This is a genomic window from Marinobacter fonticola, assembly GCF_008122265.1.
In the GTDB taxonomy this organism is placed as follows: Bacteria; Pseudomonadota; Gammaproteobacteria; order Pseudomonadales; family Oleiphilaceae; genus Marinobacter_A; species Marinobacter_A fonticola.
Window position 1 is genome coordinate 3,164,574 of record NZ_CP043042.1, and the last position, 26,614, is coordinate 3,191,187.

Below are 26,614 nucleotides of genomic sequence, written 5' to 3' on the forward strand. Positions count from 1 at the left end.
CTGATTGAATCGGATCTCGTTACTCAGCTCACCTCTATCTTCCAGACCTCGAATATCCTAGCAATATTGTCCAAGCCATCATCCCGAGCGAGCGTTAAGGTATGCTTAGTTTCAGCGGAGATACCGCAGGGGTCGGCAATGGAACAGCAGAGTCAGTTTCGGTTTATTAAAAGCACGCACTTACTGGAGGTGACCGCTCTCGAGGCCGCTATGGACGGCTTCACCTACGACAAGCACGCTCACGAGGAATATGCCTTCGGCGTCACCCTGAGCGGCCGCCAGGATTTCTTCAGCAACGGTGTCTATCATCGTAGTCCGCCGGGCCATGTTATCCAGCTCAATCCCGATGAAGTTCACGACGGTAATTCCGGCGGTGACGATCCACTTAACTATGTGATGCTCTACGTCCACCCGCGTCAGATCGAGCCCTTGTTTGCCGATGCCGCTGGCGTCGAAAGCGCCAAGGATATTCGTATGAGCGAAACGCTGATGCACGACCCGGTCCTGCGCGGCTACATCAACGAATTGGTCCGGCTGATGGCCCACAACGTCGGTAGTCGTATCGAGCAGGAACACGCGCTCTATCAGATCGCCTCGCGCGTGGTGCAGCGGGTGGGCAAATTCGAGCCGAATGAGCTGGCGCGGCGGGCTGACGGACTGTTACGGCGCGCCAAGGATTTCATCCATAACCACGTGGATGCAGACCTTTCCCTCGAGGACATCAGCGAAGCCGCCAACCTCTCCAAATACCACTTTCTCAGGCTGTTCCGGCGCCAGTACGGCATTACCCCGCACCAATACGTGATCAACTGCCGCATCAACGCTGCACGCACCGAACTGGATGCAGGTGCGTCCCTGAACGATGTGGTCTATCGCTACGGCTTCTCCGACCTGAGCCACTTTAACCGGCGCTTCAAACGCATCTACGGCATGACCCCGAAGCGGTACCAGGCGAGCGTCACGGCCTGACCGACCACATCCGACCAGCACGCTAATCCTCGATAGGTCCGATCATGATCGAAATCTTCGCCTATGCCATAGGCGTGATGTACACGCCTGGGCCCGTAAACCTGCTTGGCCTGAATTCCGGTATCAACGGGCATTTCCGCGCCTCCATCGGTTTCTACGTCGGTGTCGGCGCCGCCATGCTGATCCTGTTCCTACTGTTCGGCTGGGTCGGCTCGAACATCGTCGGCGCTGACGGCCTGGTGCTGGTCAGCACAATCGGCTGCGGTTACATCGCCTACCTGGCATTCAAAATCCTGCGCGCCAGCGTCGACATCGATGCGACCAGCCACGCCACGCGTCCCTTGCGCTTCCGTGAGGGGCTGGTCACCCAGCTGCTCAATCCCAAAGGTATCGTGGCCACATTGCCTATCGCCACAATCCAGTTTCCTGGCGTGGGGATTCACGGCATCGCGCTGATTCTCTGGTCTGGCGTGCTCGCTTTGCTCGCGATAGGCGCGCCCGGGAGTTATTCGCTGGTGGGCAGCCTGGTGGGCAAACGCATCCATAATCCGGCGTTCTTCCGGTGGTTCAACCGGATTATGGCGTTGCTATTAATCTATGTGGCGATGACCATCGGCTATGAATATATCTATCTGCCGCTCTTGGGCGTCTGAAACACGTTAGTCGGATCAATGAAACGGAAACAGATAATTCATCCACGCCGACATCCGTAGCAGGATCTTGCGCATGACGGCCACATGATGGAAATGTTCGCTATAGAGCGCCATCTGGCCATAGGCGCCGCCCGGTAGGTGCTGGCGGTACTTGTCGAAAGACGGATCGGTGATGCGGATGGTCACAGGGATGCGCCCCGGTGGAGCCGCATCTATAGCCAGGTCGCCGGAGGGTTGCAGCTGACCTTCCGCCAGGATGGGCATCACAAGGTTTACCTCACCGGCAAAGACCTGGCCGGGGATGCCGTCAAAAGCGACTTCGGCTTCATCGCCTTCTTTCAGCCGAAGCAGGCTGTTCTGGCGGAACCAGCCGGTAAACACATCGGCTTCCTGATGGACGAACACCATGGACGGCCGCAAGGGAAGGCTGACCGCCATCATCCCCGGGCGCAGGAAAACCTGGGATACGTAGCCCCGGGTCGGCGCCTTGACGACTGTTTCGTCGAGGTTGTACTCAGCGGAGATCAACTGGTTCCTGAGGTCATCGTAACGCGCCTGGGCCAGGTCCTGATCCCGCCGTGCGCCGGCACCCCGGCTTGCCAACTGAGTCGCCCGGTCCAGGTCCATTTTCGCCGACTTGAGCTGAGCTTGCAGTGAATCCACCTTTGCCTGATATCGGGTTGGATCCAGCCGGAATAGAACATCGCCCTTTTCCAGCAACGTATTGGGGCTCGCTTCGACGCTGACCACCCGGCCTTTCACCGTAGGGATAATGGGCGTCGTCAGCTCGTACTTGCGCGCGCGCTCGGAATACGGGTGGTTGTAGTTCATCACCATGATCAACGCACCGATGAGCACCACGCCCCCGAGTACAGCCGTCGGGACCGTCCACTTGTTCAGGGGCACCCGGAATACCTTAAAGATCACGACGCAGATCGCGGTATAGGTCAGAATCAGCAGTAGATCCATGCTCAGGCCTCCGGCTCGCTTGCGGACCGGTTGGCCTCGTAGCGGTCTAGGCGGGCTTTGAGTTCCGAAACCTGGGTTTCGAGACTGGCAAGATGCTCGTGATCCGACCGCCCATCCTTAAACCCCCATCCCCGGTCAGGCCGGTAGAGCGTCGCCCAGATCCAAAGGAAGGGCCAGAGAATGTGCAGCGTCAACAGGCTGATCCAGCCGGTAACGTGGATCGCATCCTGATGGGGATGGCCACGCTTTTTCGCGATCTCATAGGGAATATCATGGATGGCGATAATGCCGTAGAACAGCACGATTACCACGAAAAACAACAAGAACAGCGCCACGTAGTCGAGCATGGGTCCGAAATCCTCTCGGTATACCTTTCCTTTAGGGAAGACTAGCACTGTTCAACTAACGCGCCTGTTTTTTAGATTTGTATTAACTGCCAACGTGATTTCGTGCCATCCCCCTGCCTAGGCTATCCTGGGTCATTTACAAGTCAGGTAAGGACGTACATCGTTAAGTGAGCGCGACATAGCATCAGTGTTTCGTCATTATCAAGGAGAGTATATGGATTACCAGCCACTGCTGTTTGCCCTGGAAGGAAGCGAACATTTGGGTCAGGCCGTTGCCGACGAGCTTGGCATCCAACTGGCCGAACACGAACTCCGGGAGTTCGAGGATGGCGAGCACAAGGCCCGTCCGCTGCAGAGCGTGCGTGGACGCGATGTCTACGTGCTGCATACCCTATTCGGCGACGAGGCGCACAACGTCAACGATAAGCTCATGCAGCTGCTGTTTTTTATCGGCAGCGTCAAAGACGCGGGCGCCCATCGTGTCACCGCCCTGCTGCCTTACCTGGCCTATGCCCGCAAGGACCGCCGGACCAAAGAGCGTGATCCGATCACCACCCGCTATGTCGCCCAGTTATTGGAGACTATGGGTACGGATTGCGTCGTCGCTCTGGAAGTGCACAATCGCGCAGCGTTCGACAATGCCTTCCGGTGCAGGGCGGTCCACCTCGAAGCTCACCGCTTGTTTGTCGACGCCTTGAAAGAAAAAATCGGCGACCAGCCGGTGGTCGTGGTTTCTCCAGATGCCGGCGGCACCAAGCGCGCCGACCGTTTCCGCGATGTATGGACCGAAATCACCGGAGACGAACCACCTACCGCTTTCATGGAGAAGCATCGCAGCAAGGGTGAAGTAACCGGGGACGCCGTGGTGGGCGACATGACCGACCGCGTGGCCATTATCATCGACGATATGGTGTCTGGTGGAACGACGCTACTACGTGCGGTGGAAGCGTGCAGAAATAACGGTGCAACTGCGGTATATGGCGTGATCACCCACGCCCTGTTCCGTCCGGGCTCGGAAAAACTCTATGATGCTGAGGTGATGGACGAGTTGCTGATCACCGACAGCGTGAAGCCCCAGCGCGAGGCGGCTGATACCAGTAAGGTGACTGTAATTCCGGTGGCTGAATTGTTCGCTGATGCCATCCGGGACCTGCATGACGGTTGAGTGTTTGAAGGGACGTTTGATAGCAGCACCCGGGGGTCTAAGGAGTTTTGGGCAGGTTCCGGCCCTAACTCCCCGGGGTCAAGCCATCTCCGTAGCTATCGCCGTCAAATTCAATAAGGCATAAACCATGGCCGAACGGATCCGAGAAAGCCAGGCAGCGCGAACCGTGAATAGGTATCTCGCTCATCGCCTATCAACGGTGAATGATGAAGCACCAGAAGCGGAATCCAGTCACAGCTGCAACGGCGACATGTAACCGCGACGGTGTCAGAATCTCTTACAGCATGCATGGCAACTTATTGTAATAAAGGAAAAATTTCGTCAATCCCTGGCCATTCCGTAATATAATGCGCATGCGTTTTAACCCTCCGTTTTAGCTCATTTGTCTCCTCTGGCTGGCAAGCCTACCCTCTCCAAAATCCGCATGTTGCGGCCAAAAATGAACACGGCGTCATTCGTCACACGGGTCAGTCGTTTCATTACATAGGTTGTAGCAGGAACCCATCCAAAAATCGGCTCGTATGCAGCGAAACGACGCTAACAGGCGGCTCAAAACATAAAAACCCGTTAAGGGTCGACTCTAAACTAAACAAATATTAATTATATCAATGATTTATAGGCATCTTTTGACAGAATTGTTTACATATAAACGAGCACTCCCGCCGCAAAGATGTTTCGCAATTTCACAGTCACCTGTTTACTGGAGGATTTTTATCGGTGGCACAAGCTTTGAATACCGGCGGGTGCCTCTGATAACGACGAAGCCGTTCAACTGGATGGCCCGGAGGCGTTACTCAACCAATGAAGCAGGAAGAAGCACTATGCTGAAAAACCAGAAAGTACTCGCCGCCGCGGTAAGTCTGTCCTTGGCAGGCGCGGCTGGAACGGCCGCAGCAAAGCCGATCGAGGGTACCCTCCTGTTCGCAGGTCAGGCCGAATACCTGAATGAAGCCGGCAAAAAAACCGAGTCCGTTCTTGACGCTCGGGAGATACAGTTCCAATCACAGGGCGATGACACTGAAGACAACGCGAGCCTCGTGGGTGTCGAGGGAGATTTCGCCAACACTCTGTCCATAGGCGACAGCGGCCAGTTCAATGATCTGGTTTTCAACCCGCCCTATTCTGTTGAGGGAGACAGCCTGTGGTCGTTCGGCGATTTCAGCTTCGCGCTGTCCTCCATGGAAATCGTCAACCAGGAAGAAACCTTCCTGTCGTTGTATGGCGAGGGCACCCTGAGCTCGACGCTGGAAGGCTACGAGGACACCGACTTTGTCTGGTCCTTTAGCAGTGACGCAACAGGAAACAACGGCGGAACCTTTGCGTTCTCTTCTACTGCGACAGAAAACGAGAACCCCTCGACTGATACACCGTCCGAAGTCCCCGAGCCTGCAACGCTGGCCCTGTTCGGTCTGGGCCTCGCAGGTATTGGCGCGGCCAAAGGTCGCAAGAAGGCTGCCTGAAACGCCTGACTAGCTCAGCGTTGAGGGGTGACACATCGCGTCCTGCGCCGGTGACGCAACCCCTGGTTTAGCCAGTAGTATGCGGGACCGTCGGTTCGGATTCATCGAAGGACCAACGGTCTCGTAGTCCAGTTTCCTGCACGAACCTTGCTTTTTGCGTATTCCAGACCAAGGTTGCCACTGATTCCAGACGAAACCTGCCACCCATTCCACGCGAAAGCTGCCACTGACTCCACGGCAAAGCTGCCACCCCGGCGAGCTGCCTGACTCACCCCATCAAAACCGTCCGACGCGGGCTAACTACCGGTATTCTGACCCTTTTCATCCACGATGCCGATCTCATGGACCAGCTGCTGATCACCGACAGCGTCAAGCCTCAGCGTGAATCGGATCAGACTGACAAGGTTACGGTCGTCCCGGTAACAGAACTGTTTGCCGATGCCACACGACGGCTAAACACCGGTTGATAGGCGCTGCCGTCGACAGCCGGTACGTCACGGCGGTTAAGGGCTCACTCCCCGGCCCTTTGCGGAGCGAGCGCATTCAATCCCAGGCGAACATAGCCTCGGGTTATTTCGCGCCAGGGTTTCCGGTCGTCGTTGCGCTTCAGATGACGGGCCGTCAGTACGGCCCAAAGCAACGCCCGGTAACCCTGATAAACCGCCAGCAAGGCCTCTGGCGCAGGATCGTCCGAACATTCCCGATAAACCTGAATGAAGCGGCGCCCGATCCAGGTCACGCCGATGCGGTCACATTCCAGGGCGAAAAAGGCCAGCTCCTCCAACGGATCCATTGACCGCAGCTCGGCATTGAACTCCAACCGATCGATAAACACAGGCTCTTCGCAGAGATAGACGTGCTCAGGACGAAGATCGCCGTGCACGTCAATCCGATGCCGGCCGGCGAGCGCCGACTGCGCCTCATCCAACGCCGCCAGCAGTCGTTCCACAAGCGTACTTAAGGCATCGCCCAGTTCGACCGGTAATTCATCGAGTTCCCGTTTGAACGCCCGCACCTCTTCGGAGTAGCGATCCACCGCAACATAGCCTTGGAAATCACGGCTGGTGTAGAAATTCGCCAGCTTTGTGGCAACTTCGTCGACTTCCGTTTCCACTACGGCAGCGTTATGGATCAGGTACTCGAGATTGCATGTCTCCGATAGCCGTCGCATCTTCACGAGGTAGTCCAGTGGCTCTCCCCGCCCCTCCAGATTAAACCCTTGGTCATCCCGGGCGAGCGTCAACACACCTTGGTAGACATCGGGCGCCAGTTCGGAGTTAATCCTCACTTCGGTTTCACAATTGCGTAAACGCGCCTCGCGCGTGCTGAAATCCAGGAAGGTGTAGGTCAACGGCTTCTTGAGCTTGTAGACGAAATCCTCCGTCAAAAAGACACAAGACAAGTGCGTCTCCGTGAATTCGACGCCCGAAGTCGACTCGGAATAGGTCTCTGGGCGACACAAATAGCGGATTATCTCGTTCCATGAATCGGTGGACGCGTGCCCGGTCGCGCTTACGCTCCCGGCTGGCTCCTGTCCTTCCATTATGTACCGGCCTCCTTGTGCCGCTATTGGCGGGCTTTGGCATGTCTACACTCACACTGCGCTTCACGACTCAGCGGGTCTCTTTATCATCGTTGTAGCTATCGTCGTTGTAGCTCCCGCAGTTGAAGCTAACGTTGCTTAAGCTAGCGTAGTTTAAGCGGCCAGTACGACACCAGCGGTTTACCTAAGCCTCCTTAACGGGCGGCAATGTCGTTCTGACCGATAGCCAAACCCAGCAGATTTCCTACCTCTTCCATGAATATTTTATATAAGCTTCATAAACAAACCCCTCGGGCAACGGCCGGCGCGATGCGGCCAGTTTCTTCTAAAGGCCCGCCATAGCGGCCTTTCAGGTCATTCGGGCTAACCAATACCAAGCCTGCGAGCGGCACGATTGAGCCAAGCGGGTTTCTTGACTGAGATCGCCACTGCGCCGAGGATTAGTGTGCTCTAAATCGAAGTAAGCGCGATTTTCCCGCTAGGCGGTTTCCCGGTCATTCAGGATGGAACAAGGTCTGTTAAAGACTTCGAAGTAATGACCGCGAACTGGTTGGACGTCGCTTCAAAGTGAAGATAAGGGAGACCTCACGATGAGCAATGATAATAAGCCGACAACGACCGATGCAGGCATACCCGTAGCCAGCGACGAAGATTCACTCTCCATCGGTCCGGACGGCCCCTTACTGCTGCACGATCACTATCTGATCGAGCAGATGGCCAACTTCAACCGGGAGCGTATTCCCGAGCGCCAGCCCCACGCTAAGGGCGGCGGCGCATTCGGCCATTTCGAAACCACCGAGGATGTGAGCCAGTACACCAAGGCGGCGGTATTCCAGAAAGGTACCAAGACCGATGTCGTGATGCGTTTTTCTACCGTTGCGGGTGAACGCGGTAGTCCCGACACTTGGCGCGATCCTCGCGGGTTTTCCATCAAGTTCTATACCAGTGAAGGCAACTACGACATGGTGGGCAACAACACGCCGGTGTTCTTCGTCCGCGACCCGATGAAATTCCAGCACTTCATTCGCTCGCAGAAGCGTCGTGCCGACAACCACCTGCGTGACCATGACATGCAGTGGGATTTCTGGACCCTGTCGCCGGAGTCCGCTCACCAGGTCACCTGGCTGATGGGTGATCGGGGTATTCCCAAGACCTGGCGCCATATGAACGGCTATTCCAGCCACACGTATATGTGGACCAACGCCCAAGGCGAGAAATTCTGGGTCAAGTACCACTTCAAGACCGAACAGGGCATCGAGTGCCTGACTCAAGAAGATGCGGATCGCATTTGTGGTGAAGATAACGATTACCACACGCGCGACCTGTACGAGTCCATCGACCGTGGCGAGCATCCAAGCTGGACGCTCTACATGCAGATCATGCCGTTCAAGGACGCCGAAACCTATCGGATCAATCCATTCGACCTGACCAAAGTCTGGCCGCATGACGATTATCCGCTGATTAAGGTCGGCAAGCTGACCCTTAATCGCAACCCGACCGACTACCATGCCGAGATCGAGCAAGCGGCCTTCGAACCGAACAACCTCGTGCCGGGTATCGGCATCAGTCCGGATAAAATGCTCATCGGCCGCGTGTTTTCCTATGCAGACGCGCACCGGCACCGGCTCGGGGTCAATTACAAGCAGATTCCCGTCAACGCACCTAAGGTCCCAGTCCATAGCTACAGCAAGGACGGCGCTATGCGGATCAATAACGTATCGGATCCCGTCTACGCACCAAACTCCAAAGGTGGCCCTTCAGCCATGGGCGAGCGTTATCCGACGGACTCCACCTGGGAAACCAGTGGCAACATGGTCCGAGCCGCCTATACCCTGCGGGAAGGAGACGATGACTACAGCCAGCCTCGCGACATGATCAACAAGGTCATGGACCAGGCCGCCCGCGACCGCTTGGTGAACAACGTGGTCGGCCACGTATCCGGCGGCGTGAAGGAACCGGTGCTGTCCCGGGTATTCGAGTACTGGAAAAACATCGACCCGGAAATCGGCGCCCGCATTGAGAAGGGCGTTAAGGAAGGCATGTAACGCGGGTATTGCCCGTTATGGAGGCACTTCTTGCGAGGGGTGCCAATCCAATCGTTCTAATCCACCAGTACTAAACCATTAGTACTAAACCATTAGTGCTAAACCATTAGTGCTAAACGAATAGTACTAAACGAATAGTGCCGAAAGCCCGCCACGGTTGTTCCGCCGGCGGGCTTTTTTTCAGGCTTGCGCACAAGTACCGCGCAACGCAGCGATTCGCCGCAGCGTGGACTTCTCAGAGGTTCCCGTTAATTCGGCAACCGCAACACAACCTATGTGAGTAGGATCGACTAGGAATAAGGCGTATTGTTCTTATCAGGAGGCAAGCTTACCAATGGATCAACTCACGTGCGTTAAGAGCGTATTTTGCTCAGACCCTTCGTACGACCCCCGCTCGGGGCTTGTCGACGACGACATGCACGTTATTCCCTTCGAGGAACTGGGCCCCATTGTTGTGGTTTCGCCGCATCCAGACGATGAAAGCCTTGGCTGCGGCGGGCTCATCGCTCGTTGCGCCAGCTTGGCCGTTCCGGTGACGGTGCTCGCCATGACCGATGGCGAAGCGTCGCATCCCGGTGATCGCGCTTGGCGCGTGGAACTCGCCAGCATTCGCAAGAGAGAGCAGCGTAATGCATTGAAGGTTCTGGGATTAGTTCGGCCGGACATCGTTTCGCTGGGCCTCCCCGACGGCGGCCTGCACGCGATTGAGGGACAGATGCGAGAACGCATCGTCGCCCTGATCCAGGATGTTGTCCAATCCCGAATGATTCGAAGCGTCTTTGTGCCGGCGGTTGACGATCGTCACGACGACCACCGGGAAACGGCGATGCTCATCGCCGAGGTGGTTCGACGCTGCCCCGTGGAGCATGTATTCAGCTACCAAATCTGGCCACCGGAGAAGCGTTCAGCGCGGGTTCAGGCCAACGAAACGCGCTATCACCACGATATTTCGGATTTACAACCATTGAAGCAACGTGCAATCCACGAACATCAATCCCAGTTTGCTGCGCCGGATCTTGCCCATGCCGAAGGCTTCCAGATCCCGCCTGACTTACTGGAAGCCAAGCTCAAGAACAAGGAAACCTACGCGCTGGTTAGCGACGTATCCGCATGGAGCGCATGAGGAAAACGCTGTGAGGTGATGTCCACAGCGTTAGCGCCATGCGCATTGAGGCGAGAGGTATTAATGCGATGATCGCCGGCGCGCCGCATATACAAGGAAAGATATGGCCAAGGACATCACCAGAACCCAGCGTTCGTGGAGCTTGCCAGGCGACGGTACACGTTCGGCCATCGACAGGCCGGAGAACCTACCCGTGCAAACGGGGCTGGTCATGCACATCGCGCTTCAGGGCTGTTTACGCGCCGGCGACATCCCCTACGGTTTGACGGCCGATACCGGCGGCCACATTCGCTATCTGTTAGAGCTGGTGGAAGCACTCTCGCAACGCCCTGAGGTCAGCCACCAGATCATTGTCACCCGCGCTTTTAACGACCCCAAACTCGGTGCGGACTACCATTGTCGCGAAGAAGCGTTAGGGCATAACGTCACGCTTTGGCGCTGCAATGGAAAAACAACAGATTATCTCCCCAAGGAGGCTCTCTGGCGCGAGCTACCCACGCTGACGGAGGCGCTGATACAAAGAGTAATCCAGCACGGCGTGCGGCCCGAACTCATACACGCACATTATGCCGATGCCGGCGTCGTTGCCCGGCATGTGGAAGAGAGATTGAGAATCCCCTACATTTTTACGGCGCACTCTCTGGGCGCATCCAAAGCCCGGCACCAGCCTGAAGCCGGGATTGCCAGCAAACCTTTGAGACGCCGCATCCTCTCCGAGGAAAGCGCCATCGAGCGCGCTCGATGGCTCGTTGCCAGTTCGGAACATGAAGCTCGCATCCAGTACGGCATGTACCGGCACCACGATTCAGGCAAGACGCTCGTCAATCCGCCAGGTTGCGAGTTGGCGCAGTTCCGCAACCCCGCACCAAGGGTATACGCGAATCAGGTCGACACGTCGCTACGACGCTTCCTCCGTCACCCCGAGCGGCCCTGTCTGCTGGCTATCGCGCGCCCCGTAGCAAAAAAGAACCTGCAAACACTGTTACGAGCTTACGGCGAGAGTCCTGAACTCCGCGAGAAGGCCAACCTGGTCATCTATGCCGGTACCCGCCACGATATTGACTCCGGCGAGTCCGAAGCGCGGGACGTCTGGCTGGAACTATTGAAGTTAATCGACGACTACGACCTCTATGGCCTGGTTGCCTACCCCAAACAGCATCAATTTCATCACATCCCGGCGATCTACCAGTGGGCCGCCCAGCGCCGGGGCGTGTTTGTGAATCCAGCGCTCAATGAACCCTTTGGATTGACTTTACTCGAAGCGGCGGCGGCCGGCCTGCCGGTGGTCGCCACACGGGAAGGCGGCCCCGTCGATATCGTTCGCCGCTGCGGCAATGGGCGCGTTATCCCACCCACCGATGCCAAGGCTATCGGCGAGGCTTGTCTCCAGATTCTGTCCGACGATGTGGGATGGCGACGGCTTAGCGCTTGCGGACAGAAGAACGTCGGATTTTACACCTGGACACGGCACGCCCAGCAATACGTGAATGAGCTGAACATAGGCCAGCCCCCGGCGCCGGCCCGATCCGACCACAGGCCAGACTCCGAACTATTGGCATGCGAACACTTACTCGCCTGCGATATGGACGGCACATTGCTAGGCCACCGCGCAGGTCTTCAACGGCTTCGGCACTGGCTCGTGAGCAACCGCCAATTCTTGTTCGTGGTAGCCACGGGCCGTTCCGCGCCGGAGGCGCTGGCCGAACTTGAAGCCTGGTCTGCGCCACTACCGGATTTCCTGATCGCCGATGTGGGCTCGTCAATCTACCGGATAGATGCGCAGGGACGGCCTCGCCTGCTTCCTTCTTGGCAACGTCAACTGGACGAAGGCTGGCAACGCGCGTCTTGTCAACAACGGCTCGATCGTTTGGAAGACATCCTGTTGCAACCGGCACAGACCCAGTCGGCTTATAAGTTGAGCTATTACACCGATAGCGCCAAGGTCCCCACAGCCATACTTGTCGCTCGAGTCGAACGCACACTTGCGGAAGCTGGCCTGGAGGCCCGGGTGGTGCACTCCCACGGCCATCTTTTGGACATTCTTCCAGCACGTAGCGGCAAAGCCCTGGCGGTGGATTTTCTGCGCCGGCGGTTCAGTATGAATCGCCAACAGATCGTTGCCGCAGGCGATTCCGGCAACGATGAGGACCTCATGCGCTACGCAGCATTGGGCATCGTCGTGGCCAACCACAGCCATGAGCTCGATGCCCTGCGGGCGTGTGACAACATCTACTGGGCGCGGTCTGAAAGCGCGTCCGGCATTCTCGAAGGCCTAAACCACCGCGAGAACAGTCTCGACGGTCGCCACGTCCAAGCATCGACAGTCGGCCGGCCACGCGCACCATTGGAGGCTGCCGAGGAACAAACAACTCAATCCAAAACCGAACTTGCCAAAGCCGACCTTGAAAGCGGCACCACGGGTATCGAAGCAGGAGCTTGATATGTCCTCACTACAAACCGTCGTAAACGACATGGCATTCGCCCGGCGTCCGGTGGGGTATTTTGTCCACCATCACGGGCACGGGCATGCCAAGCGCTGCTTGGCGATCACCCGGCAAATGCACCCCCGCCCCGTGACGATTTTCTGCGCCAAGCCGGAAATTTTTCCAGACCTGCCGGACAACGCGAACATCGTGCGGATACCTGATTTCCACGGCAAACAGGCGCGATCGGAACAGTTGCACAACCAGCCGGCCTGTCTTGCCCTGGATTGCGCCCCCGTCGGCGTATCGGCGATTCGCGGCACCGGCGGCATCATCGCGTCCTGGCTCGCCCGCGAGGATCCGGCCCTGTTTGTCGTGGACGTGTCGGCAGAACTGGCTCTGCTTGGCCGCATCTGTAGTGTGCCGGTGGTGAAAATCCGTATGCATGGCGATAGGGGCGATCAGGCGCATCAAGCTGCCTACTCAGCTTGCGCAGCTATGCTGGCGCCTTACGATGCCTCCCTGGAGCAGGCGGATTGGCCGTCCCATTTCCGCCAGCGCACCTTCTATACCGGCGGCCTTATCGATACCAGCGTGGCTGTGCCGAGCAAAGCCGAAGCCCGGGAGCGCCTGGGTTTATCGCAAGACCAGCACATTTTTACCGTTGTAGCCGGCAACGGCGGCGTAGGCATTCCCATTGCCCCCGTGACACTCGCTGCCCGTGCCTATCCGGATGCCCTGTGGCTCACGGTCGGAAAAACGGTGCGCTATGGCCACGAAACGGATTTCTCCAATCTGATGGATGTGGGCTGGGTCGACAACGTCAACGATTACCTGGCTGCAGCCGACGTGGTGGTAGCAACGCCAGGCGACACCCTAACTCATGAGATCGCTCGAGTTGGCAGGCCGCTCATTTGTATCCCCGAGTGGTGCTATTACGACGAACAGGCATGCAAAGCCCAAGCCCTCGAGGCGCGTAATCTTGCGGCCTATTCACCCACTTGGCCTGCCAGCTTCGAGCAGTGGCGGCAGCTGGTTGCTCGGGCCAACGATTGCGACATACCCAGTCAGCACCTGCTGGTTGACGATCAGGCGGCTCGTCGCGCCGCGGATTATCTCGAGGGTCTGATCCGCGACCTCTGGCTTGAAAGCCGGCCCGATGAACTGGCGGAAGATGAGCTTCCGGGTCTCCACCGAGCGATGACCGCCTCGCCTGCCCCGGCCAGTACGGCGTACGAAGAAACGGTTCCCGGCTCGGAATGACGTCCATGGTCGACATGCAAGACAGCGGGCATACACCCAAAGCCAGCGTTTTAACGCTGGTACGGGGCCGGCAAGCGCATCTCGATGCGCTCGTCGAAGGTCTGCAAAAGCAGACCGAACCGGAGTTCGAGCTGGTCATAGCAAGCATGCAGCCCGAGCCTCCGAGGGTCAGGTCCGGCCTGCCCTTCCCGGTATCCATCGTCACGATACCGGGGGATAAACTGCCGTTGGCCGCGGCGAGAAACGCCGCAGCTAAAGCGGCCCGTTCCGACCGGCTTGTCTTCCTCGACGTCGACTGCATTCCCAGCCCCGGCCTGGTCCGCCAGTATGTTCGTCAGCTCGGCGACTCAGGCCGGTGCCTGCTCGGTGAAGTGCGGTACCTGCCGGGCACCGTTCCGGCCTGCCAGTTAACATCGGCCACCTTTGCCGATCTCGCAGCACGGGCACTTCGTCACCCTGCGCGGCCTGCCCTGCACGGCAATGCCTGGATCGACGAGCCTGAACACCGGGCGCTCTGGGGACTTTCATTTGCGCTCAGCCGGCAACAATACCTGGCTGCGGGCGGCATGGATGAACGCTACGTGGGCTATGGCGGCGAGGAGACCGACTTCGCCGAGCGGCTCGCGGCAAGTGGAATCCGCTTGGCGTGGTGCCCTCATGCACTGGCCCTTCATCAATATCATCCGGTCTATACGCCGCCCCTGGACCGGTTCGACGACATTCTCGATAACGCCACCCGCTTCCATGGCACCTGGGGCAGTTGGTGCATGGAGTACTGGCTCGACTATTTTGTCCGCCACGGCCTCATTCGCTGGACACCCGGGGCTGAACAGATTGAGATTCTACGACGCCCCACGCCAGGGGAGATCGAAGCCTGCCGACAAACACCGGAGGTTGCCTTCGCATGACATCGCATACTCAAGCATTTTCGCCGGATACTTCTCCTGAATTCTTCGAAAGCCTATACCGCAATTCGGAGGACCCGTGGGACTTTCGTTCCTCCGCCTACGAGCGTAACCGTTATAGCGATATCGTCGGAGGCATTAACGACCGACACTACACCAACGCATTCGAACCCGGCTGCGCCATCGGCGAGCTGACGGCCCTGCTCGCACCCTACTGCCAGTCGCTGCACGCCATGGATTGCTCAGCGGCCGCTGTCCAAAGCGCACAGCGTCGATGCGACGAGTTTGCCCACGTTGATATACGCAAAGGCAGTTTGCCGGGCGATCTCCCAGGGCAGACCTTCGACCTGATCGTATTTTCGGAAGTGGGCTACTACTTCACGCGCCACGATCTTGCCCTGCTAGTGGCTCGCCTATGGACACGACTGAAACCCGGTGGACGGATAATCGCCTGTCATTGGCTTGGTTCCTCCAGGGATCACCGTCTCCACGGGTCGGTGGTACACCAAACCATGGATCAGGTCATTCGCACGCCTGGGGACTTCGATATCGCGAACCCGGGCTACGCGCTAAAACGCTGGACCAAACCGGGAAGCTAACCATGGACGACACCGCTCTCAACCGGGTACTGGCCGCGTTGCCGCCTACACCCAGCGCTGACGATTACCGGCATATCGCGCATCAGCTATTGCCGTATATTCAGGCTGAGGTGCCGGCTATGGGCGAAGGCGAAAGCCTCGAACGGCTTCGCTTTTTGATGCAGGTGGCGCGCCGTGATCTGGGTCTTGCCCGAATCATCGAGGGCCATCTCGATGCGACACAGATCCTGTATGAAGCCCGGCATCCTTTGCACGACGAGTCGCTTTACGGCATATGGGCATCGGGCGGGCCCGCCGATTCCACACAAATCGACCACGACAGCCCGACGGGATCCGGCAAACTGTTGGGCAGCAAACCCTTTTGTAGCGGCTCGGACATCGTCGATCGGGCCTTGGTCTATATCTATTCCAGCGAACAGTTGATCGACATCGACATGCGGAGCGCCGCGGCTGAAAGCAGGCTCCACTTCGAGGCGGAACACTGGAAAGCGCCGGCCTTTGCCGAGACCCATACCTGGACCGTCGCCTTCGATAGCCTACTGGTTCGTCCAACGCAGCGCATTGGCCAGCCCAGATGGTACTTCGAACGGCCCGGTTTCTGTCTCGGGGCTTTGGCACCCGCTGCATGCTGGGCAGGCGGCGCCTTCGGCCTGGTTGACCATGTGCGGCAGCAGACTCTTAAAAACGGCCACGCCAAGGCCCACCTCGGTGCCATGGTCGCGGCAACGACGAGCATGCGGACGATGCTCGCATGGGGAGCGGAGCGGATCGATGCCGACCCCGGCAACGACGGTGGGCACCTGTTTCCAACGGCGCTGCTCGTTCGGCATCATATCGAGCGCGGTTGTGCCGATATCCTGGACCGCTTCGGCCGGACACTCGGGCCGCGGCCCTTGGCGTTCGATGCTGAGAACGCCCGTCGTGTTAGCGAGCTCAGCCTCTATATGCGTCAATGTCATGCCGAGAGCGATCTGGAAGAGCTCGGGGTTCACCTGGAAAAGCACCCCGGCTTCCCTTGAGTTTTGGGTACCCGCCAATCTATCCCCCTAGCATTTGCCGCTACGGCAATGCTTTGGCAAAGACCTCCTTGAAGCGATCGAAAGCCTCGATCTGGGGTAGATGTCCCAGGTCCGACAACTCGTAAAGCTGGATATCTTCGTTGCGCGCACGAATAGCACGGCCCAGTTGGTCGTAGCGCCCAAGCTCGTACTCCACTCCGTCTTTCTTCCAGTTGCGGCCCGGACCGGTACGGTCGCGGGTACCGAGAATCAGTGCGGCCGGGACGTCCAGATCGTCATATTCCTCCACGACTGGCTGGGTAAAAATCATGTCGTAGGTCAGCGCGCTAACGTAAGCCAGGTCCTTCCAATCCGGACCCTGGACCCAGCCAACCAGCGGCTCGGTCAGCGCGGCGTAGCGATCATTCCAGTCGCCGGCGTAGTAGTTCTTTTTCTGGTATGCCGTTATCTTTTCCGGGGTTTTCTTCAATTCGCTCTGGTAGAAGAAACCGACATCCTTGTATTGGACAAAGCGCAGATAGTTCTCAAGGCCAATGGGGTTGACCAGAACCAGCTTCTCGGTCGCGCTCGGATAGTTCAGCGCAAAGCGCGAAGCCAGCATGCCACCCATGGAATGACCGACAATCACGGCTTTTTCGATATCCAGGGACTTCATCAGCTCACGGGTGTTGTTGGCCAGCACCGGGAACGAGTATTGATAACCGGTTGGCTTGGAGGACTTGCCGAAGCCAATCTGGTCCGGCATCAGCACGCCGTAACCCTGGTCTTGAAGAAACTGCGCCGTCTGTTCCCAGTAGGCACCGTTGAAGTTCTTGCCATGCAGCAGAGTGACGACCGGCTTGTCACCTTTCGCTGGCAAGTACATGTAGGTCATCTCCAGTTTCTGATTTTGAGAATCGAAACTGAAGGTCTTCACGTCGAAGGGGTATTCATAGCCGGACAGGCGTTTGTCGTACGAGAGATCGTCCATCGACGACGGGGTACTGTTCTTTTCTTCGGCATGTACTGGCACTGAAAAAACAAGCACTGCGGATGTAATTAAGGGCAATAGATAGCGCACGAGGAACTCCTTTCCCGATTCGCATTCATGGCTTAAAACCTAGAAATCAATATTTTGATGGAATCAGGGCATGGGAGTTCCGCGCATACGATCAGATCGTGTTTGCCAGCGAAGGTTTCACGCCCGCCAGAACGGCTTTCCGGCCTCCTCGGCCAGTGAGCCTACGGGTAACCCGACATCCTTCTCCGCCAGATAGGCATCCATCTCGCGCAATTGCCGGCGCAGCCGCGCACGGGACCGGTAGCGCCGGACCCAAGCACGAAGGGTCGCGCTGATCGTTACCCAGGCCCTCGCGCGCCGGGCTGGGCGCTCCTCCGATGGACAGGCTCCGGGCGACGGGATGAAAACAGCCGGTTTCCGGGATGACGCCGCATTCTGCATAATACCTTCCTCCATAAAAGACGAATTGAGCCAAGCCTGTCATTGCCATTAAACTGCGGCTAGGAAGGCGCATCCATCAGTCATTCTTGAAAGCGGCGTTCGTGAAATATGAACATAAAACTCGACAAGCTTCGCTCCTTCGTTTTGGTGGCGGATGAAGGCAACCTGACGCGGGCAGCCCATCGCCGTCACACCACTCCATCAGCCGTGAGTGAACACTTGCGCCAGTTGGAAGATCATTTCGGGGTGCCGTTGTTCGAACGCTCGTCGAGGGGAATGAAGCTGACGCCGGAAGGGCGCAAGCTTGTCATGCCGGCACGGCAGGCACTGCTGCAGGTGGCTGAGCTGGATGAGATCGCGCGAACGCTGCGCTGCGAGAAGCCTGCGCGCCTGTTCCTGGGCCTGAACGCGCCGCCGGAATATCTGAAGGTGGATCAACTGCTGCGTCAGGTCGCGCGGGATATCCCGGAAGTCTCTCTTGAACTGGGCACCAGCGCGTCCTACCTGATTGCCGACCAGGTGGGAGGCGGCAAGATGGATCTCGGTTTCGTGTACGGTGACGTGCTGGACGATCGGATACAGAACATCCGGCTTTCGACCATTCGCATCTGCATCGTCGGCCCTATGGAGGACGGGCTGGAAGCCCTTCCGCAAGACCCTAAAGCCTTGCAGCGCCTGCCTTGGATCTGGCCATCCTGCAGCTGTCCTTTCGACCGGTTGATGCCGGAAATTATCGGCTGCGGCCGGGATGAGGCGAATGCCGTCAGCACCTCCGAGGACGAACACACCACCCTGTCGATGATCCGCGCCGGCATTGGCTACGGCATCCTCGAGTACGAATTGGCCAAACACTGGGCTGACCGCGGCAGCGTACGCATCTACGAAAAACCCGACAGCACGGTCAGCCTGAACCTGTTAGTACGACGAGACCAGCTTGCGCGCAAGCCGATTCATGCGTTGGTTGAGCTAGTGAGGCAACTTTGGGCACCCGAGCACGCCGTCCTGGATAGCGCAGAAGCTATATCCGAGAGCGTAGCGAATAAAGTGGAGAGCACAGCGGAATAATCGCGGATAGACAGATACAAAAATACCCAAAAACGTATACCGAACGCTCTCAACGCACCACATGCTTCTGCGATAGAGACGTCTGCCGCTGCAGCACCATCGCTGTTGCCAAGGTAAGCAGAGATAACACACCCAATGCGGCGAATGCCCAAATGTAGGCCTCTACAGTGGTCAGGCCACTCACCTGCTGCAGAATAATGACAACCCCCACCGCCCCGATAGCGCCAAACACCCGTTGTACGATATTGACCAACGTCGTTGCATCGCCCATCTCGCGGGCCCGCGCAGCCGTGTAAGCCGCCGCTACCGCAGGCATCAGTGCCAGGGCCAATCCGGCGCCACGCGCAGCCAGCGCAAACGCCAGCACGCCATCGGTAAGCGCCGCCGGAAATAGAAATGGAATGGTACTGATCAACAACAAACCGGCACCGGTCAGGGATATCGGACCTGCGCCGTAGCGATCCGTCAACGAGCCTGCCACCGGCAGCGCCAAAGCGGTGCCCAGGCCCATGACGAGCAAGCAAATCCCGGTCGAGCCCGGCCCCAACCCCATCACGATCTGCAAGTAAAGCGGCAGAAGAAGCAAACCAGCGTACATGTTCGCCCCGGTAAAACCGGTGATCGCGGTGGCCGCGGAAAAGCGCTTGGAGGCCAGCAGGTGAAGGTCGATCAGCGGATACCGCGTGTGCAGTGTACGCAGGACAAAGGCAACAATCAGGAGGGCGCCCAGCGAACCCGACACGAACGCTAACGGCACAAGGCCGTTAGCGCCTATCTCCGTCATCCCATAGAGCACCAGGGGTAGCCCCAAACTTATTAACAGTAAACCACTGACATCCAGCCGGCGCTCCGGATGCCTCCGCCCCTCCGGCACGACACGAATCGCTGCCAGTAACGCCATCACCCCAAAGGGCACGTTAATCCAAAACAACCATCGCCAGGACACCACATCGAGCAGGAGGCCGCCCACAGCGGGACCTATGGCGGGTCCTAACGCGATCACCAACCCCAGAAAACCCATGATCCGCCCGAGCTGACGACCGCCGGCAATGGCGCCTATCACTGCCTGGCCAGCCGGCACCATCAATCCCCCCGCCAGCCCTTGGAGCAAACGCGCGGCGATCAGCATTAGCGGACTTGTCGCCACTGCGCAGAAAGCCGATGCCATGACGAAAAATGCCAGGCTGATCGCCCAAATCCGGCCATAACCATAGCGGCCGCCCAGCCAGGCAGCCGCAGGCAGAGAAACGGCAAGCGCCACCAGATAGCCCGTACTGACCCACTGAACCACCGGCAAGGTCGTCGCAAAGTCTACGCGGATGGATTCCAGCGCGAGATTGGCCACCGTAGAATCGAGCATAGCCATAAAGGCGCCCGCGCCCGTGACCGCAGCGATGCTCCAGGTCCGGCCCGGGATGGGAGGATTCGCGCTCCCCTGCCTATCCATTGCGCACTCCTAACGGCTCGGCCTGTGATGAAAAAGTTTGGATTAAGAAGTTGGCAACACCTATTTGAAACTAGTCGGTTAGTCGACGATTCGCATTAACACTGGATACGTCGACCGAAATGGCAGGTAATAGGTCATCAATAAGGGGACTGGGGGAAAAGCTGTTTTCCGGGGGTGAAAATAGCCGGGAGGGCCGTTCACATCGCCGACTCTCAAGCGCTGAAACCGTCGAGTACCGTGCCGACCCTCCTCTCTATCTTTCCGCTTAAACCGCTCCGCGGGGCGATTTCCTCACACCTGATCTGTAGAGGGCCCAGCCACCAATCAGCATGGCGGCGCCCCACACCAGAAATCCAATATCCCAATAGAGCCATTCCGATGGCGGCACAGTTTCATTGACGTGATGGATGCCCAGCAACTGATGGTTGATAAGTCCTTCAACCACGTTGAAAAGGCCAAACCCCATGAGCAAAGAACCGATCAGAAGCTTTGCGGACCACCACAAGCGCGAGCGGTGCGACGTCCGCCATAACAGAACGAGCCCCACGACAACAAAAATATAGGTGCTTGCGTGAAACAGACCGTCCCATAGCGTATTGATCTTCAGGTTGGTTAAGCTCGTATCGGGATAGCCGGCGCTCGTCAGCATATGGTGCCATTGCAGAATCTGGTGCAGCACAATGCCATCGAAAAAACCGCCCAGACCTAAACCAAAGAATATGCCCGCCGCGGTTGGAAAAGTTCGATCTTTTTGGTGCGCCTGATCACTGGCCATGGGACTGCTCCCTTTGTCGTCCATGATATGCGGTTACCGAAGCTTGGCACATTTCCCCATCCATTATGGGGATTTAACTTATCGTAATTTGTGTTCTAAGGAGCCTCTGAATAACTCCTGGACCGCCTCTGCGTGCTCTGAAGGCTGTAGCTGCAAGGCGTGGCTCGCTGGTAATGGCCGTAGCCCTTGCCAAGAGCCGCAACGCGGCAGATGCAGCCTTCAGAGCGCGCCCTTCGGGCTTTTAGAGCCAGAGGCGATCCAGGAGTTGTTCAGAGGCTCCCTAACCAACCCGTCGCACCTCGAAGCCCCGGACATCAGCCAGGCTGGAATTTTCACTGTGCGCCTCATGGCGTACGACGCTGAACGAGCCGTCCGTTTCCAGCACTACCGCCTGAACCACATCCAGGTTGGCTACTCCCGCCGTTCGTACCGCGGCAAGCACCTCGCCCTTCGTGATACGGGCACGAAGCAGGGCTTCAGGAATAAAGCGCCCCCTTTCGAGAAGCAGTTGCGGCTCTCCCGTTACAATCTTTCGGACCCATTGGATACGCACACTGGACCAGGTCACTACGAACTGTAGAGCGATTAAAAGCATGAACGCGAGAACGCCTTCAGCGAGCGCGACGTTTTTACTCAAGATGATCGATGCCAAGGTCGAGCCCAGAGAAACGGTCACGATCAGATCGAAAGCGTTCATCTTCGCCAAGGTACGTTTACCTGAGATGCGCAGGCAAAGAATCAAACAGGCATAGGCGAGAACACCGATCACCAGAATGCGCGCCAGTCCTTCCCACCCGTCGTAAAGAATATTTTCCAAGGTTCCCTCCTGTCTGTAACGCCCAGGTCGAGGCAAGGGCGGCTTCGAATCACGAGGCCGCAGGTTTACGAACGGGACAGCACCGACCGAGATCGGCGTCCCTGCGCCGCCTTCAGGGATTGCCGTTTAGCTCGACGGCCAACCGGCCTTTTGCGAACTGCTCGGCGAACATGCCCGATCGTCTCCCCGTAAAGCCAGATACAGCAGCGGGCCGGCCGAAACGAATACTGCGGTTAACACGAAAAATGGAGCGATATACAGCATCCCCTTACCCCGGCTTTTCGCATCCTGATACATCCAGATACAGCCCAAGACCGCGAATATATAAAGATCGATAACGACCTGGGCCGTGTCCGGACTGGACATTAACGCCATACCAAACGCGAGGAGCGATTGCTCTGCGCCTGCCATTACCCAGAAGGGGTAAGCCATGAATGCACAGAAAACAACAAGAGGGAGGGGTGAGATTCTCATGATCGTCCTTGGTTGTGAGTAAACAATGACCCGGGGCTCAATCTAGAGCGCTAGAGCCAGGCGAAGCTACCGGTCATTAAACCCGTTTTTCGCAACAATTGCTTCCATGCATGCCTCAATAAGAGACACTCGGAACTAGGAATTTCGGATTTCGAATTGCTTGGCGCCGGAAAAATGAAGACGGTTCTCAGTCGTTTGCCGCGGTCGGAAGCTGGCTGAACCTCTCAGTGCGGGGGAGATGGCCTAACGCTACGATGTCGAACCGCTCGGCCAGGAGCCCATACGCGGGCTCTTCCCGGAATCGCCGGTAGGCCTGCGCAAAAACGGCAGCTTTGCGCGAGTCCTCTTCGTAAGCCGTCAGAGCGTCTGGCCGGGCAAACGCGATATACATCTGTTTGCCAGCAAAACGCGCACCTTTGAGAGGCTGAACTTGATGATGGAGGCCCTCGATTCCTGACCCGGCCCGATTCCGCGCTATAGCGGCACCAAAAACGGCATCGTAACGGTCACTAAGCAGCATGTCGAAGAGCTGCGATTGCGTCACGGTAGGCCGCTCAATGGGAGCGCCCTCTGCCAGTAAGCCACTGATGCTGTCGCTCATATAGTAGCCGTTGGGAACGGCAGTCCGCCACTGGCGCACCATCCGATCCAGGGGCGGCTGATACTGAATCTCTTCCGCACGGCTCGTCCTGATGTAGAGGAGGGTGTCGGAAATATGCAACAAATTGTCCGGCAGGAAGACAGCAAACTGCGACCGTTCATAGGAGTAAGCCATGTAGGTCACCGCGTCGACTTCGGCCTCCTCCAGCGCACGCATCGCGCGCTTCCAGGGGTAGCGCCGAAAGATCACCCTCCACCCGAGCCGTTCCGCCACCGCCCGCACGATTTCAACGTGAAACCCTGTTAGTTGAGCATTCTCGTCCAAGTATTCGAACGGCGCGTTATTGGCATCTTCCATGCCCACCACCAAGGTTTGCGCCGCTGACTGTGCAGCGCAACTCAGCCCCAAAAGCAAAACTATAAGAACAATTTTTCCCATCTGTACGCCCAGGTTCCGGGACTGCGCTAATCCTGGTCATTCAGAATCCAGTATCTGTACGAACGCCATCCGGTTTACGCCCACAAACGCCGCCCTCCGGCGCATCGGGACTGTTAGGGAGCCTCTGAAAAAGTTCAGGCTGTGGATGAAGCGCAAGGCGCACGGAGCGCAAGACGCGAGACATACCTTGCTGGTAGGCGAGTGTCTGAGCACCGCGCAACGCAGTGATTCGCCGCAGAATGGACTTTTTCAGAGGCTCCTTAGTTCAAGCATAGCCAAGTTCGGGGAATGCGAAAAAGATTCTCTGCACCGATGCCGGATAATTGAAGCATCCGCACACGCGCAGGATAGCGGGCTCTCATCCAGAGCAGTATTGCCTGAAGGATGTCCACAAAACCTGTGGTGCATTCGTCCGGTTTATTCGTGCTGCAGGATGTTGAGCAGCTTTCCAAACGGGTCGCGAACGTAGAAGCGCCGCACGCCCCACGGTTCGCTTACAGGCCCGTATTCAATGGGAACGCCCGCCTCGTTGAACCTCGCCAGTGCCGTGTCCAGATCGTCCACTTCGATGGACAAATCCGGCACAGGTGTGCCTGAGCCACCCTCGGAGCCAAAACTCACCTGGACCGTCATGTCTTCGGTCGAGCCGTAAGTCTGGAACCAGCCGTGGTCCATCAACAGCTCAAGACCCAGAATGCCTCCGTAAAAGGCGGCGGCCTTGTCGAGATCCGGCGTCGCCGTGTTCGCCATAATGCGTTTTACTTTCATCGTTCGCCCCTGGGCTCAATAGATTCTAACGAACTCGATAACCGCCTTTCTCAATGACGCAAAGACGCCATCCACTCCAAAACCCCTTCACTTGCCGGCTTCCGAATCACCCGCGCCCGGGACACATTCGACTCACCCGGATCAATCACGGTGATCGGCACATCGAAATCCACGAAGTCCACTAGACCGGCTGCTGGGTATACCTGTAGCGATGTGCCGACGATTAACAGGTGATCGGCGGTGCCAACCACATCAGCCGCAGTTTCGATCATGGGGACGGCTTCGCCGAACCAGACGACATTGGGGCGCATCTGGCTGCCCTGGTCGCAGGTGTCGCCCAGCCGAATCTCGTTGTAGCCAATATCGTAAACGAGGTCTTCGCGTTTGCTGCTACGGGCTTCGGTGAGTTTGCCGTGGAGATGGACCACGTTGGTCGAGCCGGCACGTTCGTGAAGGTCGTCGACGTTCTGGGTGACGATGGTGACGCGATAGTCCTTCTCCAACTCCGCCAGGACCTTATGGGCGGGATTGGGCTGGGCGCCTTTCAACTGGCGGCGGCGTTCGTTGTAGAAGCGCAGGACCAGTTCGGGATTGCGCTGGAAGGCTTCGGGGGTAGCGACGTCGTAAACATCGTGTTTTTCCCACAGGCCGCCGTTGTCGCGAAAGGTGGCCAGCCCACTCTCGGCGCTCATGCCAGCGCCGGTGAGGACGACGATGTGATCTTGCATATCCGGCCTCGCATGCGTTGGAAATGTATTGACACTTTAGCAGTTGCCAACGGCTGAGTGGAGACGGACTTATCGGGAAGGTAATGCTGATGCCGGATGACCGGCCTGGACTATCCAGACCGGTGATCGCTTCGGGTTAAAGATCGAAGATCTTGCCCGGATTCATAATGCCCTTCGGGTCGAACACCTGCTTGATGCCTTTCAGGTAGGCGATCTCAGCTTCGCTTCGGGTATATTGCAGATAGGGCTTCTTGGTCATGCCCACGCCGTGCTCGGCGGAAACGCTGCCGTTATAGCGCTCGACGATCTCGAATACCCACTTGTTGACCTGCTGACACTTGTCGAAGAACACCTCCTTGGCCATGTCCTCCGGCTTGAGGATATTGAGGTGCAGGTTGCCATCGCCGATGTGGCCGAACCAGATGATTTCGAAGTCCGGGTAATGCTCGGTGACCACGGCGTTGATCTCGGTCAGGAATTCCGGAACCCTGGAAACCACCACAGAAATATCGTTCTTGTAGGGCGTGCGCGGGGCAATGGACTCGGAGATGCCTTCGCGCAGCATCCATAGACTCTTGGCCTGGGTCTCGCTCTGGCTGATGGCGCCGTCCAACACCCAGCCGTTCTCGACGGTTTGCTCGAAGAGGCTCATGGCGGTGTCCATCACTTCGTCGGAAATAGCCTCGAACTCCAGCAGTGCGTAATACGGCGCTTCGGTTTCGAACGGCGCCTGCACTTGGCCATGGGCGAGCACGAACTGCATCGCCTCATGCGAGAAGAACTCGTAGGCGGTCAGGTCGATCTGCTTCTGGAAAGCCTGCAGCACGTCCATGGTATTCGTCAGGTCCGCCAGCCCCAACACCAACACCGTAAGGTTGTCCGGCTTGCGGGTCAGCTTCATGGTCGCTTCGGTGATAAAACCCAGCGTGCCCTCGGCGCCGATGAACAGGTGGCGCAAATCGTAGCCGGTATTGTTCTTCTCCAGATCTTTGTTCAGGTGAAGAATGTCTCCCTTGCCGGTAACGACCGTCAGGCCGCCAACCCAGTCACGGCTCATGCCGTAACGGATGACTTTGATACCGCCGGCATTGGTGGAGAGGTTGCCGCCTAGCTGGCTGGAGCCTGCGGACGCAAAATCGACCGGGTAGTAGAGGTCGTTGTCTTCGGCGAAGTTCTGCAGCTGCTCGGTAATCACGCCTGCCTGGCAGCGCACCGTACGGTCGCTGGCGCTGAAATCGAGGATCCGGTTCATGTAGTCGAATGCGACCACCACCTCGCCATTGGCCGCAACGGCACCCGCGCTGAGACCGGTACGACCGCCCGAAGGCACCAGGGCAACTTGATTCTCGTTGGCGAAGCGGACCAGCGCCTGCACCTGCTCGGTAGTCTTGGGGAAAACGATGGCGACCGGCTTGGGCGGGTAGATCTTGGTCCAGTCCTTGCCGAAGTTGTCGAGATCGTCCGGGTCCGTGAGCACCTTGCCGTCGTCTACAAGGTCTTTGAGGGCATCAATAATCGGGTCGGCAGTCATGTAGATGTAGGTCTCGTGAAAGGCAAATCCACGGCGTTTCAATCAG

26 protein-coding genes are annotated in these 26,614 nt (G+C 57.7%); 13 read left to right on the plus strand and 13 right to left on the minus strand.

The genetic code is table 11. From position 1 onward, the window contains the following. The first annotated feature begins 138 nt into the window (after nt 1-138). Both FXO11_RS14040 and FXO11_RS14045 read left to right on the plus strand, forming a co-directional pair. The gene (locus FXO11_RS14040; protein ID WP_148863559.1) at nt 139-969 is read left to right on the plus strand and encodes an AraC family transcriptional regulator; all 831 of its coding nucleotides are present in this window, start codon (nt 139-141) and stop codon (nt 967-969) included. Nucleotides 970-1,013: 44 nt separating this feature from the next. Continuing rightward, a complete protein-coding gene (locus FXO11_RS14045; RefSeq protein ID WP_148863560.1) occupies nt 1,014-1,622 on the plus strand; it encodes a LysE family translocator in 609 nt (202 codons plus the stop codon). Nucleotides 1,623-1,637: 15 nt separating this feature from the next. On the opposite strand, the gene FXO11_RS14050 is transcribed toward FXO11_RS14045, so the two are convergent. Then, the gene (locus FXO11_RS14050; RefSeq protein ID WP_148863561.1) at nt 1,638-2,591 is read right to left on the minus strand and encodes an HlyD family secretion protein; all 954 of its coding nucleotides are present in this window, start codon (nt 2,589-2,591) and stop codon (nt 1,638-1,640) included. Between the two features lie 2 nt (nt 2,592-2,593). Continuing rightward, nucleotides 2,594-2,938, minus strand: coding sequence for a DUF3302 domain-containing protein (locus FXO11_RS14055; RefSeq protein WP_148863562.1), 345 nt, complete (start codon nt 2,936-2,938; stop codon nt 2,594-2,596). Nucleotides 2,939-3,152: 214 nt separating this feature from the next. Between FXO11_RS14055 and FXO11_RS14060 the strand changes: the two genes are divergently transcribed. The 3 genes from FXO11_RS14060 (at nt 3,153) to FXO11_RS20590 (ending at nt 6,030) form a co-directional block, all read left to right on the plus strand. Next, nucleotides 3,153-4,103 carry a ribose-phosphate diphosphokinase gene (locus tag FXO11_RS14060; RefSeq protein ID WP_148863563.1) on the plus strand — a complete coding sequence of 317 codons (951 nt, stop codon included), beginning with the start codon at nt 3,153-3,155 and terminating at the stop codon, nt 4,101-4,103. Between the two features lie 821 nt (nt 4,104-4,924). Further along, nucleotides 4,925-5,563, plus strand: a complete 639-nt coding sequence (locus tag FXO11_RS14065) for a PEP-CTERM sorting domain-containing protein (protein WP_227545912.1) — start codon at nt 4,925-4,927, stop codon at nt 5,561-5,563. 341 nt (nt 5,564-5,904) lie between these two features. Beyond that, a complete protein-coding gene (locus FXO11_RS20590) occupies nt 5,905-6,030 on the plus strand; it encodes a hypothetical protein (protein WP_264766172.1) in 126 nt (41 codons plus the stop codon). A gap of 44 nt (nt 6,031-6,074) precedes the next feature. On the opposite strand, the gene FXO11_RS14075 is transcribed toward FXO11_RS20590, so the two are convergent. Continuing rightward, the gene (locus tag FXO11_RS14075) at nt 6,075-6,965 is read right to left on the minus strand and encodes a hypothetical protein (RefSeq protein ID WP_148863565.1); all 891 of its coding nucleotides are present in this window, start codon (nt 6,963-6,965) and stop codon (nt 6,075-6,077) included. Nucleotides 6,966-7,696: 731 nt separating this feature from the next. On the opposite strand from FXO11_RS14075, the gene FXO11_RS14080 reads away from it, so the two are divergent. The 7 genes from FXO11_RS14080 (at nt 7,697) to FXO11_RS14110 (ending at nt 16,483) form a co-directional block, all read left to right on the plus strand. Beyond that, a complete protein-coding gene (locus FXO11_RS14080) occupies nt 7,697-9,151 on the plus strand; it encodes a catalase (protein ID WP_148863566.1) in 1,455 nt (484 codons plus the stop codon). A 334-nt stretch (nt 9,152-9,485) separates the two neighbouring features. Continuing rightward, a complete protein-coding gene (locus FXO11_RS14085) occupies nt 9,486-10,274 on the plus strand; it encodes a PIG-L deacetylase family protein (RefSeq protein WP_148863567.1) in 789 nt (262 codons plus the stop codon). A gap of 103 nt (nt 10,275-10,377) precedes the next feature. Further along, a complete protein-coding gene (locus tag FXO11_RS14090; RefSeq protein ID WP_148863568.1) occupies nt 10,378-12,714 on the plus strand; it encodes an HAD-IIB family hydrolase in 2,337 nt (778 codons plus the stop codon). A 1-nt stretch (nt 12,715) separates the two neighbouring features. Next, on the plus strand, nt 12,716-13,960 hold the full coding sequence (locus FXO11_RS14095; RefSeq protein ID WP_148863569.1) for a glycosyltransferase family protein: 1,245 nt from the start codon (nt 12,716-12,718) through the stop codon (nt 13,958-13,960). A gap of 5 nt (nt 13,961-13,965) precedes the next feature. Continuing rightward, nucleotides 13,966-14,868 carry a glycosyltransferase family 2 protein gene (locus FXO11_RS14100; protein ID WP_202980228.1) on the plus strand — a complete coding sequence of 301 codons (903 nt, stop codon included), beginning with the start codon at nt 13,966-13,968 and terminating at the stop codon, nt 14,866-14,868. After that, entirely contained in the window at nt 14,865-15,464 is a 600-nt protein-coding gene (locus FXO11_RS14105) for an SAM-dependent methyltransferase (RefSeq protein WP_148863570.1), read from the plus strand. The genes FXO11_RS14100 and FXO11_RS14105 overlap by 4 nt, the downstream gene beginning before the upstream one ends. 2 nt (nt 15,465-15,466) lie before the next feature. Further along, entirely contained in the window at nt 15,467-16,483 is a 1,017-nt protein-coding gene (locus FXO11_RS14110; RefSeq protein WP_148863571.1) for a hypothetical protein, read from the plus strand. 40 nt (nt 16,484-16,523) lie between these two features. Here FXO11_RS14110 and FXO11_RS14115 read toward each other — a convergent pair whose 3' ends face one another. After that, complete coding sequence (locus FXO11_RS14115) at nt 16,524-17,543, minus strand: alpha/beta fold hydrolase (protein ID WP_148863572.1); 1,020 nt, start codon at nt 17,541-17,543, stop codon at nt 16,524-16,526. Nucleotides 17,544-17,660: 117 nt separating this feature from the next. Further along, on the minus strand, nt 17,661-17,939 hold the full coding sequence (locus FXO11_RS14120) for a hypothetical protein (RefSeq protein ID WP_202980229.1): 279 nt from the start codon (nt 17,937-17,939) through the stop codon (nt 17,661-17,663). Nucleotides 17,940-18,032: 93 nt separating this feature from the next. Here FXO11_RS14120 and FXO11_RS14125 point away from each other — a divergent pair, with 93 nt between their 5' ends. Next, nucleotides 18,033-18,989, plus strand: coding sequence for a LysR family transcriptional regulator (locus FXO11_RS14125; protein WP_148863573.1), 957 nt, complete (start codon nt 18,033-18,035; stop codon nt 18,987-18,989). 49 nt (nt 18,990-19,038) lie between these two features. On the opposite strand, the gene FXO11_RS14130 is transcribed toward FXO11_RS14125, so the two are convergent. The 8 genes from FXO11_RS14130 to FXO11_RS14170 all read right to left on the minus strand — a co-directional run bounded on the left by FXO11_RS14130 (nt 19,039) and on the right by FXO11_RS14170 (nt 26,568). Then, a complete protein-coding gene (locus FXO11_RS14130; RefSeq protein ID WP_148863574.1) occupies nt 19,039-20,436 on the minus strand; it encodes a DHA2 family efflux MFS transporter permease subunit in 1,398 nt (465 codons plus the stop codon). 265 nt (nt 20,437-20,701) lie between these two features. Beyond that, on the minus strand, nt 20,702-21,211 hold the full coding sequence (locus FXO11_RS14135; RefSeq protein ID WP_148863575.1) for a DUF2243 domain-containing protein: 510 nt from the start codon (nt 21,209-21,211) through the stop codon (nt 20,702-20,704). A gap of 280 nt (nt 21,212-21,491) precedes the next feature. Next, nucleotides 21,492-22,028: a DUF421 domain-containing protein gene (locus FXO11_RS14140; RefSeq protein WP_227545913.1), complete on the minus strand. Its 537-nt coding sequence runs from the start codon at nt 22,026-22,028 to the stop codon at nt 21,492-21,494. Nucleotides 22,029-22,154: 126 nt separating this feature from the next. Next, nucleotides 22,155-22,502, minus strand: a complete 348-nt coding sequence (locus tag FXO11_RS14145) for a DUF2834 domain-containing protein (RefSeq protein ID WP_148863576.1) — start codon at nt 22,500-22,502, stop codon at nt 22,155-22,157. A gap of 187 nt (nt 22,503-22,689) precedes the next feature. Then, nucleotides 22,690-23,460 carry a substrate-binding periplasmic protein gene (locus tag FXO11_RS14150; protein ID WP_202980230.1) on the minus strand — a complete coding sequence of 257 codons (771 nt, stop codon included), beginning with the start codon at nt 23,458-23,460 and terminating at the stop codon, nt 22,690-22,692. A gap of 498 nt (nt 23,461-23,958) precedes the next feature. Then, a complete protein-coding gene (locus FXO11_RS14160; protein ID WP_148863578.1) occupies nt 23,959-24,309 on the minus strand; it encodes a VOC family protein in 351 nt (116 codons plus the stop codon). A gap of 50 nt (nt 24,310-24,359) precedes the next feature. Beyond that, nucleotides 24,360-25,037: an SIR2 family NAD-dependent protein deacylase gene (locus tag FXO11_RS14165; RefSeq protein WP_148863579.1), complete on the minus strand. Its 678-nt coding sequence runs from the start codon at nt 25,035-25,037 to the stop codon at nt 24,360-24,362. 136 nt (nt 25,038-25,173) lie between these two features. Next, on the minus strand, nt 25,174-26,568 hold the full coding sequence (locus FXO11_RS14170; RefSeq protein WP_148863580.1) for an FAD-binding oxidoreductase: 1,395 nt from the start codon (nt 26,566-26,568) through the stop codon (nt 25,174-25,176). Nucleotides 26,569-26,614: the final 46 nt, after the last annotated feature.